This is a genomic window from Alteromonas australica, from assembly GCF_000730385.1.
Classification (GTDB): Bacteria; Pseudomonadota; Gammaproteobacteria; order Enterobacterales; family Alteromonadaceae; genus Alteromonas; species Alteromonas australica.
Genome location: NZ_CP008849.1, coordinates 2408542 through 2423240, shown reverse-complemented (window position 1 = coordinate 2423240; position 14699 = coordinate 2408542). Strand labels below are relative to the sequence as shown.

At 43.7% G+C, this 14699-nt stretch carries 16 protein-coding genes; 7 read left to right on the top strand and 9 right to left on the bottom strand.

Annotated elements, in window-relative coordinates:
- Position 1: 1 nt before the first annotated feature.
- Positions 2–1222 (bottom strand): pyridoxal phosphate-dependent aminotransferase, encoded by a 1221-nt coding sequence (locus EP13_RS10740; RefSeq protein ID WP_044057287.1) that lies wholly within the window; start codon positions 1220–1222, stop codon positions 2–4.
- Positions 1223–1572: 350 nt separating this feature from the next.
- Here EP13_RS10740 and EP13_RS10735 point away from each other — a divergent pair, with 350 nt between their 5' ends.
- Positions 1573–2367, top strand: coding sequence for a DUF2189 domain-containing protein (locus EP13_RS10735; protein ID WP_044057286.1), 795 nt, complete (start codon positions 1573–1575; stop codon positions 2365–2367).
- 376 nt (positions 2368–2743) lie between these two features.
- Positions 2744–3067 (top strand): DUF3718 domain-containing protein, encoded by a 324-nt coding sequence (locus tag EP13_RS10730; protein ID WP_231401131.1) that lies wholly within the window; start codon positions 2744–2746, stop codon positions 3065–3067.
- Between the two features lie 63 nt (positions 3068–3130).
- On the opposite strand, the gene EP13_RS10725 is transcribed toward EP13_RS10730, so the two are convergent.
- Both EP13_RS10725 and EP13_RS10720 read right to left on the bottom strand, forming a co-directional pair.
- The gene (locus EP13_RS10725) at positions 3131–3505 is read right to left on the bottom strand and encodes an OsmC family protein (RefSeq protein WP_231497956.1); all 375 of its coding nucleotides are present in this window, start codon (positions 3503–3505) and stop codon (positions 3131–3133) included.
- A 45-nt stretch (positions 3506–3550) separates the two neighbouring features.
- Complete coding sequence (locus EP13_RS10720) at positions 3551–4414, bottom strand: CvfB family protein (protein WP_044057285.1); 864 nt, start codon at positions 4412–4414, stop codon at positions 3551–3553.
- A gap of 66 nt (positions 4415–4480) precedes the next feature.
- Between EP13_RS10720 and EP13_RS10715 the strand changes: the two genes are divergently transcribed.
- The 4 genes from EP13_RS10715 to EP13_RS10700 all read left to right on the top strand — a co-directional run bounded on the left by EP13_RS10715 (position 4481) and on the right by EP13_RS10700 (position 7816).
- Entirely contained in the window at positions 4481–5224 is a 744-nt protein-coding gene (locus EP13_RS10715) for a 5-oxoprolinase subunit PxpA (protein ID WP_044057284.1), read from the top strand.
- 84 nt (positions 5225–5308) lie between these two features.
- On the top strand, positions 5309–6016 hold the full coding sequence (pxpB, locus tag EP13_RS10710; protein WP_231497853.1) for a 5-oxoprolinase subunit PxpB: 708 nt from the start codon (positions 5309–5311) through the stop codon (positions 6014–6016).
- Positions 6006–6953, top strand: coding sequence for a 5-oxoprolinase subunit C family protein (locus EP13_RS10705; protein WP_044057283.1), 948 nt, complete (start codon positions 6006–6008; stop codon positions 6951–6953). Before pxpB ends, EP13_RS10705 begins: the two co-directional genes overlap by 11 nt.
- Positions 6950–7816, top strand: a complete 867-nt coding sequence (locus tag EP13_RS10700; RefSeq protein ID WP_044057282.1) for an aminotransferase class IV — start codon at positions 6950–6952, stop codon at positions 7814–7816. Before EP13_RS10705 ends, EP13_RS10700 begins: the two co-directional genes overlap by 4 nt.
- A 93-nt stretch (positions 7817–7909) precedes the next feature.
- On the opposite strand, the gene fur is transcribed toward EP13_RS10700, so the two are convergent.
- Positions 7910–8335 carry a ferric iron uptake transcriptional regulator gene (gene fur, locus EP13_RS10695; protein ID WP_044057281.1) on the bottom strand — a complete coding sequence of 142 codons (426 nt, stop codon included), beginning with the start codon at positions 8333–8335 and terminating at the stop codon, positions 7910–7912.
- A 310-nt stretch (positions 8336–8645) separates the two neighbouring features.
- Here fur and EP13_RS10690 point away from each other — a divergent pair, with 310 nt between their 5' ends.
- Positions 8646–10652 (top strand): methyl-accepting chemotaxis protein, encoded by a 2007-nt coding sequence (locus EP13_RS10690; protein WP_044057280.1) that lies wholly within the window; start codon positions 8646–8648, stop codon positions 10650–10652.
- 63 nt (positions 10653–10715) lie between these two features.
- On the opposite strand, the gene fldA is transcribed toward EP13_RS10690, so the two are convergent.
- The 5 genes from fldA to EP13_RS10665 form a co-directional block, all read right to left on the bottom strand.
- The gene (fldA, locus tag EP13_RS10685; protein WP_044057279.1) at positions 10716–11240 is read right to left on the bottom strand and encodes a flavodoxin FldA; all 525 of its coding nucleotides are present in this window, start codon (positions 11238–11240) and stop codon (positions 10716–10718) included.
- Between the two features lie 26 nt (positions 11241–11266).
- Complete coding sequence (locus tag EP13_RS10680; protein WP_044057278.1) at positions 11267–11485, bottom strand: DUF2788 domain-containing protein; 219 nt, start codon at positions 11483–11485, stop codon at positions 11267–11269.
- Positions 11486–11595: 110 nt separating this feature from the next.
- Complete coding sequence (locus tag EP13_RS10675; protein ID WP_044057277.1) at positions 11596–12381, bottom strand: alpha/beta fold hydrolase; 786 nt, start codon at positions 12379–12381, stop codon at positions 11596–11598.
- Between the two features lie 125 nt (positions 12382–12506).
- Positions 12507–12908 carry an H-NS histone family protein gene (locus tag EP13_RS10670; protein WP_044057276.1) on the bottom strand — a complete coding sequence of 134 codons (402 nt, stop codon included), beginning with the start codon at positions 12906–12908 and terminating at the stop codon, positions 12507–12509.
- 112 nt (positions 12909–13020) lie between these two features.
- The gene (locus EP13_RS10665; protein ID WP_044057275.1) at positions 13021–14670 is read right to left on the bottom strand and encodes an electron transfer flavoprotein-ubiquinone oxidoreductase; all 1650 of its coding nucleotides are present in this window, start codon (positions 14668–14670) and stop codon (positions 13021–13023) included.
- Positions 14671–14699: the final 29 nt, after the last annotated feature.

Sequence of the window (14699 nt, the reverse complement as noted above, 5' to 3'; positions counted from 1 at the left end):
CTTATGCTCCTTGCTGATAATGGCGGAAGAAATTGCCAATTTTATGTAGCGCTGGTACTAGCACGTCGCTGTGGGGCAAGAACACTAGTCTAAAGTAAACGCCTTCGGTTAAGTTAAATGCGCGGCCGTGAACCAGTAAGATTTTTTCTTCACTCAATAGGTCGAGTATCATCTGTTCATCATTGTGAATGTTGAATTTCTTCTCGTCTACCCGAGCAAAACAATACATTGCCCCTTTGGGTTTAACACAGTGAATACCTTCAATGCCGTTTAACATATCTGCAGCAACATCGCGTTGTATACGTAAACGTCCATTCTCTTTCACTAAGTCATTAATACTTTGATAGCCACCCAAGGCGGTTTGAATCGCACTTTGACAGGGAACGTTGGCACACATTCGCATCGACGACAGGATATTTAACCCTTCAATATAATCGTGCGCCAATCTTTTATTTCCACTGACCACGAGCCACCCAGACCGGAAACCTGCCACCCGATAATTTTTAGATAACCCGCCGAAGGTCACGAAGAAAACATCGTCAGCTAATGAGGCAATACAGGTGTGCTCAGCGTCGTCGTAAAGAATTTTGTCGTATATTTCGTCACTGAAGACAACTAAGCCATGCTCGCGGGCGAGATTTACCACATCTTGCAGTAAGGCTTTACTGTAAACCGCACCGGTAGGGTTATTCGGGTTAATAAGCACAATGGCGCGGGTTTTACTGGTAATCTTACTTTTTATATCGTCTAAATCTGGAAACCATCCTGCTTGTTCATCACAGCGGTAATGCACAGGTGAGCCAGAAGACAAGCTGACCGCAGCGGTCCAAAGTGGGTAGTCTGGACTGGGGATCAGCACCTCATCACCATGGTTTAACAGTGCCTGCATAGCCATCATGATCATTTCGCTCACACCGTTTCCAATGTAAACATCATCCACACGAATGTCTTTAATATTACGCTGCTGATAGTACTGCATCACGGCTACACGGGCGGCATAAATCCCTGTTGAATCTGAATAACCTTGAGCCGTAGGGAGATTATGGATAACGTCTTTAACAATGTCATCTGGCGCTTCAAAACCAAACGGGGCAGGGTTGCCAATGTTCAGTTTTAAAATACGGTGGCCTTCGTCTTCCATTTTTCGCGCTTGCGCTGCGATAGGGCCGCGAATGTCATAACAAACGTTATCTAATTTATGTGAGCGTGATACAGTTTTCATGGTCTATATGGTTGATTTACATACCGTGAGAGTATCGCAAACTAGGTTGGGTTGCTAAAGCTTATTTAACCTTAAAACCATTTTTTTATCGACTTGGTTAAATTATCACCTGCATGGCGCAATGCGGGTGGCGGAATAGCCCTTTTTACGCAAAATTATTTCAACCTTAGCGGCAATTCATTCATTTACCTTCGTGTGCAGAACCTCCTCTTTTTTCACTTATTTAAAAAAATAATAAAATTCCTGTTAATAATTTGTGAACTTTTAAATCTATGCCTATCGTAATAGTAAGGCGTATGCCGTGTAACGCCCTATAAATGAAAAATTTTACAAGCAGAGGTTACTAAACTATGTCGCACCCTTTTAAACAAGCTCCAGAAAATGCGATAACGCAAAGTGGCATTGCGCGGGTCATTCCGTGCAAAGAACTCGATGTAGGCGATCCTATTAAATGGCTCTCGTTAGCAGTACAGGATGCTTTAAGAACCCCAGTCATCACTGCCATTTACGGCGTTATCTTCGCTGTTATACCTTGGTTTATTATGTATTTAGTTGAGATGACAGGTTGGCACCTGGTCATTCTTCCTGCCATTGTTTGTTTTATGCTTGTAGGTCCTTTCTTAGCTGCGGGGTTATATGACGTTAGCTGGGAGCTGGAAAAGGGACATAAGCCTTCATTTCGACATTCCCTTCGAGCCATGCGCAGAAACGCAGTTAACGAATGGGGATTTGGCGTGTTATTGATGGTGATGATGATATTTTGGCTTAGGGTTGCCTCCCTTATTCACGCGCTTTACCCCTCATACACGGAAACCACTATTGAAAGCCTGATGCCTTTCCTCGTGCTTGGTACGATTGCCGGGGGCGTGTTTACGTTAGCAATGCTATTTATCACCGCCTTTACGCAACCTATTCTGATGGAGCGAAAAGTGGATCTTGCTACGGCGTTATTGACGTCAGTTAACGCAGTGTGGGTGAACAAAGTACCTATGGTAATTTGGGGCAGTATTATTTTTAGTGCTGTGGCGATTGGATACGTTACTGGGTTTATCGGCTTTATTGTGTTGATGCCCATTATCGGGTATGCCTCGTGGCACGCTTATATCGATACTATTTCTACTAAGCGCGCAAGGAAATACGTATAAAATGTAGTTTTATTACAACAAAATTAACGACTTTTCATGATTAAAGCGGATTTTAGTACTAAATTTTGTAAAACTTTCATTATATAAGGGGCGCCTAGCCCCTTTTTACGACCAAAGTATTAGATTAAATTGACACTAAAAAGTATTTTTTATTCTGGTTAGAAATATAAGATTTCAAGAATGCTTTAAAAATCAACCATATAAATTGTTAATGTTTACGTAACATTCTGATTTACCGATAATTTACCTTCCTAACACAATCTTTCAACAGAACATTTTTAAGAATTAGTTCATAAATAAAGGGCAATCAGCGACAACCTGCAAAGGGGTCGCGACACATTGCGTTACCGAGTTTGCCAACTTATTTGAGGAATTAATGATGAAACTGTTAAAGACACTTGCTGCTACTGCTGCACTTTCGTTTGCATTTAACGCTGTTGCTGCTGGACCACAAAAAGACGTACGCTTTGTGGGCGACACGCAATTTGCTGGATTTTGCAAAGCGATTGTATTGGATGATGTGAAGGTACTGCGTTCTAGCCTTTCGCGTAATGTAGGTCGTATTGGTGCAAGCCAACGTGAAGTTTTACGCCTTGTCACGTCAGAAGATGGTTTAACCTGTAATGGTATCAGCCTTATCGATTTCGCTGTTGAGCGTGATGCGAGTGCTGTGCGTGAATATCTAACTTCACGAAGCTAAACTCATGCTTTGTGTGGAAAGCGGGTGGCAACGTGCTTGTGCGCATCACCCGCTTAAACCCATTTACTGCGCAGCTTCTTCAAGGGAGTAACTGGTTGTTATGGCTACGTTGCCTTTTAGCATCAGCATAACAGAGCAATATTTTTCTGCCGACAGTTGTACGGCGCGTGCCACACTCTTGTCCGTTAATCCGCTGCCCGTTACCGTGTAATGAGCGTGAATCTTTTCGAACACCTTTGGAGGGTTTTCTGCGCGTTCTGCATTAAGTTCGCACTGACATCCATCAATTTGATGACGCCCTTTCTTTAAAATATCCACCACATCGATGCTTGAACAAGCGCCTACCGATAACAAAACCGATTCCATGGGTGAAATGGCATCACCGCTGCCGTCCATAACCGTTTTGTAGCCGCTTTCTGTGGTTCCCGTAAAGGTCAGGTCTTTATCTCAAGAAACGTTTGCTTTCATACTTTATTGTGCTCCTTATTTTACGAGCCTGATGGCATCTGGGTTGATGGTGATTTTCTTCTGCTTGTATAAGGCGCCTAGTGCTTTTTTGTAAGCCGCTTTACTCACATTAAAGTGCTGATAAATGGCGTCAGGGGCGCTTTTGTCCGTTAATGTAGAAATGCCACCATGGGCATGCAGATCATCAAGAATGGCTTGTTGAAGCGTATCTCGACCGGTTTTATCTTGGCGTTGTAAAGACACATCTATTTTACCGTCTTCACGTATGTGTTTAATAACGCCAGTGGTTTTTTGCCCCACTTTTAGCGGTTTAAAGGCGTCGCTATGAAAAATGAGACCCAGTGCTTTTTCACAAATAACCACTTTAAAGCCTAAATCTGACTTCGCGTACACTAAACACGCCACTTCATCCCCTTCATTTAGGTAGGCACTGCCTTCCTTCAAGAAGTAATGAAGGCGAGTAGCGCCCAAAATCCGGTTTGTTTTTTCGTCAAAGAAACTATGCACAACGTAATGCATACCTGGATTAATCGGCGTGTCTTGATAGTCGTTAGGAATGAGGAGATCGTTCTCTAACCCCCAATCAAAGAAGGCGCCGAAGTGAGTAGCAGATACGGCCTTCAACACCTTTGTTTCACCTACCTGTATGTGAGGTACAGTGATCGAGGCGTACAGTTCACCTTGTTGATCTGTGGCAACAAATACGTCTAAGGTTTGCTCTAGGGTAAGGGGCGTTTCAACATGATCGCGAGAGAGTGTGACCGTAGGTAGGTCATTTTCATCATCGTAATCTTGTGAATCGACCAGTGGCGCTAACGCGTAGCCGAAGGGGTATTCCGCGATAACGCGTAATGTATTAATTTTTCCGATAGTAATCATTAAGACTGACTGTTTTTACAAGAACAGGTAACATGATATCGGATTGAGGGTAAGAGCTAAACCATTATGAAGTTAAATTGCGATTTAGGTGAAAGTTTCGGGGCTTGGACAATGCCAGTAGACGACGAGATTATGTCTATTATTGATCAAGCCAATGTGGCCTGTGGGTTTCATGCGGGCGATCCTATAGTGATGAAACAAGCGCTAACCCTCGCAAAACAACATGGTGTGGAAATTGGGGCGCATCCCTCGTACCCCGATCTACAAGGCTTTGGTCGTCGTAGCTTAGCCATGGCAAGCGACGAGCTTGTGGCGTGCGTTCAATATCAGGTATGCGCGCTACTAGGCATGGCGGAGGTAGTAGGGGCACAGGTAACTTACGTTAAGCCCCACGGAGCCCTTTACAACGATATGATGCAAAACACATCAATATTGCGCAGCGTCATGGAAGCCGTCTCGGGGGTGTCTAAAAACGTGCCACTAGCGTTAATGATTCAGGCTACCCCAGATAATTTCTCCCGTCAGACCGTCGCTGATGAGTTTGGTATAAGGTTACGTTTTGAAGCGTTTGCAGATAGACAATATACCGACGACGGCTTTTTGAAATCTCGACAGGAACCTGGCGCTGTATTGAGTGAGCAAGAAGCATTAAACCAAGCAAAGCAATTATTAAGCGAGGGAAGGGTAACCTCGGTGTCTAACCGCTCCTTATTATTAAATGCAGATTCACTGTGTGTGCATGGTGATACACCGGGGGCGGTGGTCATTGCTAGGCAAATAAAAGCTTTACAGGTTAAGCAGAGTGGATAATTCCCCCTTTTTCGCTAGCTTTTTTCCCGAAAACTCCTCACGAACGCCACATTTTAACCTTATTAAGTAGGAATAATAGTAGCCATGAAACAGGTGATGCAACCCTTTGGAACCATACAACGGATTGTTCCTGTTGGGATAGACGCACTGATGATTTATTTTAAGGGTGAAAAGCTCGACGAGGCAAACGCATATTGTCAGCAGTGGGTGCATGCGTTAACCCGTGAAAAACGCGGGTTTTCATGGATAGTAGAGTGTGTGCCGGCTTACGACTCGCTTATGCTGGTATTTGACCCTTTTACTATTGATAGTCACGGTGTGTATATGGCGTTATCTACTTTGGCTACGCAGGACGTATCGCTGGAAAAACAACAGGATATTAAGGTGTTGTCGGTTTGGTATGGCGCCGAAGGCGCAAACGACTTGGCACGGGTGGCTCAAACCACAGGACTAACCGAAGACAGCATAGTGCAAATGCATGGGGAAACGATATACAAAGTTTATGCGGTTGGATTTGCGCCCGGCTTTGCTTATATGGCGGATACGCCGCCACAGTTACATTGTCCCCGTTTGTCTACGCCGCGAAAGCGAGTGCCCAAGGGCGCTGTTGCCATTGCAGATAACCAAACCGCGGTTTACCCATCTGAATCGCCCGGCGGCTGGCACCTGCTAGGTTTATGTCCAGACCTTTTAGTCGACAGTCACAATCACGCGAGCTTTTTAGCCGTAGGCGATAGTGTGAAATTTGAACCCATATCAGAGCAAGAGTTTAGAGCGCGTAATGCATCTTAAAATCACACAAAATGGTATGCAAAGCCTTCTCGTTGATGAGGGAAGAAAAGGTCATCAGCATCAAGGGTATTGCCAGTCTGGTGCCATGGACGAAGAGGCATATTGGTGGGCTAATTTTTTGGTGTCAAACCCCCATGGTACTCCATGTATCGAGATTGTGGGAGAGCTAGCCTTAATATGTGCATTGCATGGCACCATTGCCGCCACTGGTCGAGATGCTGTGCTTTATATTAATCAACAGCAAAAGTCCCCCTATACGAGCTACAGGGTTAAAGAGGGGGATGAGATTAGCCTGCGTAGCGAAACGTTGGGTAGCCGAACTTACTTAGCGGTGGCAGGCCTATGGCAGGTGCCAAGGCATTTAGGTAGTGCGTGTACGGTCACCCGAGAACACATTGGCGGACTACATAACAATGGAAAGCCGCTTCAGATAGGTGATGGATTAGAGATCACAGTGAACAATGATACTTCCCGTGTATTTCGTTCTCGTTCGTTGCCTGAGAAATACTGGCCGAGTTATGATTTAACCGAGCCCCTACGGGTAGTAGAGGGCTATCAAAGCGATAGTTTCAGTGGTGTGGCTAAGCAGGTTTTTTTCACTAGTGACTACAAGGTAACGTCTGATATAAGCCGTATGGGATACCGTTTATCTGGTACGCCGGTACAAAGTACACAAGACAGTATGTACTCAGAGGGGATACATTTAGGCGCCATTCAGATACCTAAAGATGGCCAGCCTATCGTTATGATGAAAGATAGGCAAACACTCGGGGGCTATCCCAAAATTGGCAGTGTTACCCCTAATGACTTAACTAAACTGGCACAAGCTGTGCCTGGAGAATGCGTAAGCTTTGTTCGTGAACATAGCGACAACGCTCGCGCCCGCTTTCTTTTACAATGGCAAAAACGCCTTCGTTTATCAGGAGACATTCAATGACCATCGCTTTTCTAAATGGTGATTTTCTACCGCTGTCTGAAGCAAAAATTTCGCCCATGGACAGAGGTTTTTTATTTGGTGATGGTATTTACGAAGTGATCCCTACTTACCAAGCTAAACCCGTGGGCATGAAAGGGCATATGGCCAGATTGAAAAGTGGCTTATCTGCTATTTCCATTACCAATCCTTATGACGAAACGCAATGGCGGGACATTCTAGCGACCTTAGTGGAGAAAAATAGCCCTTATATTCCTAGTGGCAACATAGGTATTTACTTTCATGTAAGCAGAGGAACAGACAGCAAGCGCTTTCACGCATTTCCAGACAATATTGCCCCAACAGTATTTGGTTTTGCATTTGAAATTGCGCCAGCGCAGCCCCTCAATAAACACGACGTTAAAGCATTTAAAGTGGCACTCGAGGAAGACAAACGTTGGCAACGCTGCCATATAAAGTCAACCTCGCTGTTAGGGAATGTATTGCATTTCCAAACAGGTGTAGAGCAGGGGGTGAATGAAACGATATTGCACAATAGTGCGGGTGAAATTACGGAAGCCAGCTCGTGCAACGTATTTATCGTGAAAAATAACGTTGTGTATACGCCTCCACTGGATAATCAATTATTGCCAGGCATTACCCGAAGTATCGCGTTAGAAGCCTTTACGAGAGCAAGCATTGAAGTAGAAGAGTCTCGTTTTAGTATTGATGATTTACTCAATGCGGATGAAGTATGGCTATCTTCATCAAGCAAAGAAATTGCGCCTGTGGTGGAAGTTAACGGCATGGCGATTGGTGATGGTAATGTGGGTGATATGTGGCAGAAGGCCATTAAGGCTTATCACGATTACAAGTTTATTGCTTAACGCTAGGTACTTGGCCATAAAAACAGGCTGAATGCCCACCTCTAACAAAAAGGCCCGCGATTGTCGCGGGCCTTTTTTAATTTACCAAATAAATTATTCAGCGTTGTCGCAGTTTCCGTCTGTACACTCACCGTACAAATACAAACTGTGGTGAGTTAGCTTAATATTGTGTTTTTTCGCAATCATTTCTTGACGTTCTTCGATGATATCGTCTTCAAATTCAATCACTTTTCCACATTTTAGGCACACAAGATGATCATGATGTTCTTTGTGGCTAATTTCGAAAACAGACTTGCCGCCTTCAAAATGATGACGATTTAAGATGCCAGCATCGTCGAATTGGTTTAGTACGCGGTACACGGTCGCTAAGCCAATTTCTTCTCCTTGCTCAATAAGGATCTTGTAGACATCTTCAGCACTGATATGTTGATTTTCAGGCTCTTGAAGTATCTGAAGAATTTTAAGGCGTGGCAGGGTAACTTTTAGACCTGCTTTTTTAAGTTCTTTATTTTGATCCATTTCAACCTACTGAGAAAGAGCAATTGTCTGTTGCGGGTATTATAGGTAACTCACAAGGATTTAAAAGTAAAACCGTTATTTCTGTGTCCAGTTGGCGAAAAATTACCTTAATCAGTTTTTTTAATTAGCTTTGTGGCGTAAATTCCGAACGGCATTTTTCAGGACAGACCAGTTTGTAAGTTACCGTTATACCGAACAATTCAACAAAAAAATGCAAAGTTTTAATGCAAGCTGTTAACATCCTGTTAAACTAAATGAAACGGTAAACGAAAATTTTCAGTTTAGGTACCTTCTTAATAGCGGACACGGTATGCAGTTAACAGTAGTAAATAAGATTAAACTCGGATTTGGATTATTTGGTTGCCTATTACTTCTCACAAGTATCCTTTCTTACGTGGGTTTAAGTGACATCCGTCATTCTGCAGACGATGTGGTTGAACGCAAAATGCCAGTTCAAACCCAGATGGTAAAAGTAAAAACAGATATTTTGTCTTTATCGGTGATAACCGCGAATGGCTTTCATGAAGCCACCCCCAGTTTGCTCGCAGAAAATGAAAAAGAGTTCTCTTCATTGTCTGTGCTGTTCGTAGAAGACCTTAACGCGCTTAGTCAGTCTTTATCCAATACCCCTCTTGTTAACGACGCGGTACAGGCGAGCAATTTGTATGTAGAGAATAGCAAGCAAATGTACCAAGCATTAGCATCGCGTATGAGCACTGAAATAGCGCTGGAGGCTAAACTTGAAGAGGTCTTACGAGCAGCGGATGAGGCCAGTGCACTCATGCTTGATTTGTCTTATTTAGAAAGCGATGTCCCCGTGGTAGAAACCCTTATAGGGGCAGGCACTGCTATCGACAACAAGCTGCTGACCATGAACGATACCTTTAGTGAATTAACCGAAAACACCGATTCTCAAGCAACACAGAATATTATTGATGACTTAAGCTACCAGATAAGCAACTTGCAAGTGGACAAGGAGTATATCAATCGTTTGGCTGCTGATGTAGACGATGGGGGCACGGTTGAAGCCTTTAATTCGCAATTTGATAGCCTACTAACTTTGCTGAATAGTCGTGACGGCTTAATTGCCTTGCAAAAACAAAAGCTGTCGTTTATCGACATTGCTTTTGCTAAACGTTCAGCAGCGATTGATGCACTCAACCAAGCGCTGGAAAAAATAAATGCGTTATTTGAAAAGGTGCAAGCAGAGGCGATAGCGGGGCAGCGAGCCATTGCAGATACAGTAGAGATTAATTTACTTAAAAATGTTGTGGTGGCCATTATTGGTTTGTTTGGTGCTATTGCGCTGGCTGTTGTGTCTACCCGCAGTATTTCCCGTCCCCTTGGGCGTATTAATCGTGGCTTAAGTCAATTGAGTAAGGGAGACCTAAGTCACAAATTGCCGGAAAATGGCAGTGATGAATTTGCCGCGCTTTCGGCAAAAGTGAATAGTTTAACCGATGGTTTGAGAGCCCTTGTTGGCAATATCCTTGAACAAGAAAAGCGTTTAATCGAAATTACCAAAGACAGTGTGGCCTTAGGTGAGAAAAGTTTAACAGAGGTGAATGCCCAACGTGAACATGTCACAGCCACCTCTACTAATACGCAACACGTTCAAGACACAAGTCGAAGTAATTTAGCTCAAATTACCCAAGCCATGGAATCACTGCATCGGGTGAGTGAACAAAGTGGCGACATCGGTAAGCTTGTGGACGAGAATAAACGTCAAGTGCTTCACCAAGCGAAACTGGCTGAAGCATCGGCCAAAACCATTAACCGCCTCGATGAAAACTCCCGCAACATAGGTAGCATTTTAGACGTTATCAAGACCATTGCAGAGCAAACAAACTTGCTAGCTTTGAATGCCGCTATTGAAGCTGCGAGAGCAGGAGAGCAAGGAAGAGGCTTTGCGGTGGTGGCAGATGAGGTAAGAACCTTGGCCAATAGAACCCATGACTCGACTGAAGAAATTGAAGCCATGATCCGGAATTTGCAAAAAGATGCGAGTGAAGCGGTAACGGCCATTCGTGATGGTCGCGAGCAAGCCCGGGAAGGCGTTGAAATTACAGAGCAGGTGGCGTCGCAAATGGCAGAAATACGGGAGATAATTGCTGGATTACATGACATTAATGAGCATATTGTGGCCGACACGCAACAACAGGATGTTTTACTGGCCGATGTGGCACAAAGCCTTAATACCATCGTCAGTTTAGCCGACTCTAGTGCAACTAGCACCCGTCAGGCGAATGAATCTACAATGTTATTGGATGCGCAAACCGAAAGCTTACGGAAAGCCGTGGAGCGGTTTCAATTATAAAAGAGAAAACGAGCGCCTCATCGTGCTAGAGGCGCGTTAGTTTTAAGAGACCCTTTGAGGCCCTCAGGCTAGTTCAGATAAACAAAGCTCATCGTGAATTTGCTGACACCATGCTTTAACACGTGATTCAGTCAACTCAGGTTGTCTGTCTTCGTCAATACCCAAACCGACAAAGTGATTGTCATCTGCCATCCCTTTAGAGGCTTCAAAATCGTAGCCGTCAGTAGACCACTGACCCACTAATATAGCCCCTTTAGCTTCAACGATGTCACGTACCATACCCATTGCGTCCAAGAAATACTCAGCGTAATCTTCTTGGTCACCGCAGCCGAAGATGGCCACTAGCTTATCGGTAAAGTCGATGTCTTCTAATTCTGGGAAAAAGTCGTCCCAGTCACATTGCGCTTCGCCGTAGTACCAAGTGGGAATACCGAAAATCAACAGATCGAATTCGGCAATATCTTCTTTGCTACTTTTGGCAATATCTTTTACATCAATGAGCTGTTTACCCAATTCCTTTTGGATCATTTTTGCTACATGTTCGGTGTTACCCGTGTCGCTACCGAAAAACAGGCCAACGCTTGCCATATCAAACCTCTATTAATCGTTACTATTTATACGCCTGTGCTTAACCAGAACCATTCAATGATGCCTTTGGCTAAAAAGCCAATTGCACCGAGCCCGAGCACACCGTAGGTTACAACGCGACCGATAAGGGGCACGTTATTTTTTGTTAATACATCGTGGACAGCGAATGTCATCAGTACAAACAGTACAAATAAGCCGCCGTACAGCATTATGGACTCTATAAGCTCAAAGTTTTCTGCAAGCATAGTGTTTTTACTTTAAAAAATCTGGCGCAACTATATCACAGTATATACGCCGAGCAGAGACCCAATGGGTCAAAATCTGGTAATAATTGTTATTCGCATCTGCAGTGACGCTAGAGGCGTTCTGCCTTATTGAGTGTGCGGGAGACCACGGCATTAAAGGCGGCGGTTTTTTCGGCGTGCAACCAATGCCCCGTGCCCTCAATAATATGTGCCTTCGCGTGAGGAAAATGCTTAGCAATATCATCACGATTTGCGGCGGTGATGTAATCTGACTCTGCACCCTTTATAAATAAGGTTAACCCGCTAAATTGTCGATTGTCTTGAGGCCAATCAATAATATGTGAATAACTTGAAATTAAACCCGCTAAATTAAAACGCCAAGCCCAATGATTATGCTCATCTTTATATAAACTTTTTAAAAGAAATTGGCGAACTCCTGGTTCATCAATAAATTTAGACATAGCTTTGTCTGCATCGCCGCGGGATTGAATATTTTCTAAATCAACCGCGTTTAAACCATCGAAAACAGATTGATGTCTATGCGTATACGCAGAGGGTGCTATATCTGCCACAATAAGTGCAGCGACACATTCTGGTTTTCGTAAGGCAATTTGCATAGCTACCTTGCCACCCAACGAATGGCCTAAAAATGCGGCACGCTGAACGTTTAGCGATGACAAGAGAGAAAGTACATCTTCCGCTGCATCCACAATACTAAAACCTTCACTCCATGGTGATTGGCCATGATCGGGTAAATCAACACTAATAATATTGTGCGTTTTCTCAAAATGACGTTTTACCACAGACAAATTATCAGCACTGCCAAATAGTCCATGAATAAGCACTAGCCAAGGAGAAGACGAGGACGCTTCTGATAAATTATAATGCAGGTTCACATAGCACCTTTAAATAAAAAACCACGACATTAATGTGGGGCATATACCTTAAAAGGCAAGGGGGAAGTGAAGTAAAAGTGGCATACCAGAGCCTGATTAGATGGCCTGATATGCCGTTAAATTTTTTACTTTTCGATAGCGAAATCGTCTAGAGATTTTCCGCTATCAAGGGCATCTTTATAAACGCGAGGCATGCGTCCAATGCCAGTCCAAGGGTGGGTGACACCTTCACTGTCTGTCAGTTCAAATTTTACCGGGCGTTTCTTGCCGGTTTTCTTTGGTGCGTCCTGAGTTAAGGCTTGCAAATCTTCTACATTTAAGCCTGCTTCTTCCATTTGTTTTTGAATTGCCGCTAGCTTTTCACGTTTTTCAATTTCAGCTCTTTCTTCTTCAAGTGCTTTTTCTTTACGCTTATTAACAATGTTTGCTAATTTTTCTTGCACACTTTCAAGTTCTTCAATGCTTAATTCCTTAACAGCACCTTGTAAACGTCTTCCATGGGTTAAAATATCTATAAAATCGATCATTTATTAACCTTATGCGTTTGTGGGAAGTATTTAAACGGATAATAAAGAAATTTAGTGCAAAAAAAAAGCGGAGAAAGTCCGCTTTTTAATTTAGTAAGATGAATAACGTTAATTACATATTCGGATAATTTGGGCCACCAGCACCTTCCGGCACTACCCATTTAATATTTTGGCTGGGATCTTTTATATCACAGGTTTTACAATGTACGCAGTTTTGGGCATTAATTTGAAAGCGCTTTTCACCTTCTTCTTCAATAATCTCATACACGCCAGCAGGGCAGTAGCGTTGCGCTGGCTCTGCAAATTTAGGTAAATTAACCTGCAAAGGAATTGATGGATCTTTTAATTGAAGGTGGCAAGGTTGGTCTTCTTCGTGGTTGGTGTTTGATAAAAAAACGGAAGATAATTTATCAAAGCTCAACACACCATCAGGCTTTGGATAATTAATTTCTTTGCTGCTCTGGGCTTCTTTAAGTTGAGCATAATCTTTATGCTCATCTTTCATGGTGAAAAATAAGTTACCGTTAAAGAAGTTTTGCTCCAACGTATTAAATGCTCCACCCCAGAAATTACCTAATTTATGAATTGCCGGGCCGAAATTCCGCGAACGGAACAGCTCGTCGTACAACCAAGACGATTTAAATTTATCCGTATAGCGAGTAAGTTCTTTTTCTGGTGTGTCTGCATTTTCACTGATGGCTTCGAAAATACTTTCCGCTGCCAACATGCCTGATTTCATTGCTGTGTGGTTACCTTTAATTTTGGCGAAATTTAAAGTGCCCGCTTCGCAACCCACTAACAAGCCACCAGGGAAGGTCATTTTAGGTAGTGAGTTAAAACCACCTTTTGCAATGGCACGAGCACCGTAAGATACACGTTTTCCACCGTCTAAATATTGCTTAAATACAGGGTGATGTTTTAAACGTTGGAATTCATCAAAGGGGCTTAAATACGGGTTGTCGTAATTAAGGTCAACAATTAAGCCAACGAACACTTGGTTGTCTTCTGCGTGATACAAGTAGCTACCGCCGGTGGCATCCTCAAGTGGCCAGCCTGCACTATGAACCACTAAGCCCGGCTGATGTTTAGCGGGGTCGATGTCCCAAATCTCTTTAAACCCGATGGCGTAATGTTGAGGTGAGCTGTCTTTGTCTAGCGCAAAGTGTTCAATGAGGTCTTTACCTAGATGCCCGCGACAGCCTTCTGCAAACACAGTGTATTTAGCGCGAAGCTCCATGCCCGGCATATAACCCTCTTTAGGTTCGCCATTTTCACCTACACCCATGTCGCCAGTAAGCACGCCCGCCACACTGCCATCGTCATTATAAATAACGTCGGAGGCGGCAAATCCAGGGAATACTTCTACGCCAAGTTGTTCCGCTTGCTCTGCCAACCAACGACACACATTACCCATAGACACAATAAAGTTGCCGTCGTTATGCATTGTCTTGGGTGTCATGCCGTTAGGCAATTTTTTGGCAGATGTTTCGTCATTAAGTAAATAAATGTGGTCTTCGGTTACCGGCGTATTGAGTGGCGCGCCTTTTTCTTTCCAATCGGGGAAAAGTTCATTCATAGCGCGAGGTTCAAACACCGCACCAGAGAGAATATGTGCACCGACTTCTGAGCCTTTTTCGACCACACAAACCATGAGCTCTTGGTCTTTTTCATTGGCAAGCTGCATCAGCTTGCACGCGGTTGATAGTCCAGCTGGGCCGGCACCGACGATGACAACGTCAAACTCCATCGATTCTCGTTCCACGGGAGGCTCCTTATGTTCGTGTTTTTATA

Excerpts from the sequence above, each read along its gene's own strand:
- pxpB (WP_231497853.1), top strand. The coding sequence starts at position 5,309 with ATGAAACAGGTGATGCAACCCTTTGGAACCATACAACGGATTGTTCCT.
- EP13_RS10705 (WP_044057283.1), top strand. The coding sequence starts at position 6,006 with ATGCATCTTAAAATCACACAAAATGGTATGCAAAGCCTTCTCGTTGAT.
- EP13_RS10700 (WP_044057282.1), top strand. The coding sequence starts at position 6,950 with ATGACCATCGCTTTTCTAAATGGTGATTTTCTACCGCTGTCTGAAGCA.
- EP13_RS10680 (WP_044057278.1), bottom strand. The coding sequence starts at position 11,485 with ATGCTTGCAGAAAACTTTGAGCTTATAGAGTCCATAATGCTGTACGGC.
- fldA (WP_044057279.1), bottom strand. The coding sequence starts at position 11,240 with ATGGCAAGCGTTGGCCTGTTTTTCGGTAGCGACACGGGTAACACCGAA.
- EP13_RS10735 (WP_044057286.1), top strand. The coding sequence starts at position 1,573 with ATGTCGCACCCTTTTAAACAAGCTCCAGAAAATGCGATAACGCAAAGT.
- EP13_RS10715 (WP_044057284.1), top strand. The coding sequence starts at position 4,481 with ATGAAGTTAAATTGCGATTTAGGTGAAAGTTTCGGGGCTTGGACAATG.
- EP13_RS10670 (WP_044057276.1), bottom strand. The coding sequence starts at position 12,908 with ATGATCGATTTTATAGATATTTTAACCCATGGAAGACGTTTACAAGGT.
- EP13_RS10690 (WP_044057280.1), top strand. The coding sequence starts at position 8,646 with ATGCAGTTAACAGTAGTAAATAAGATTAAACTCGGATTTGGATTATTT.
- EP13_RS10740 (WP_044057287.1), bottom strand. The coding sequence starts at position 1,222 with ATGAAAACTGTATCACGCTCACATAAATTAGATAACGTTTGTTATGAC.
- fur (WP_044057281.1), bottom strand. The coding sequence starts at position 8,335 with ATGGATCAAAATAAAGAACTTAAAAAAGCAGGTCTAAAAGTTACCCTG.
- EP13_RS10720 (WP_044057285.1), bottom strand. The coding sequence starts at position 4,414 with ATGATTACTATCGGAAAAATTAATACATTACGCGTTATCGCGGAATAC.
- EP13_RS10730 (WP_231401131.1), top strand. The coding sequence starts at position 2,744 with ATGATGAAACTGTTAAAGACACTTGCTGCTACTGCTGCACTTTCGTTT.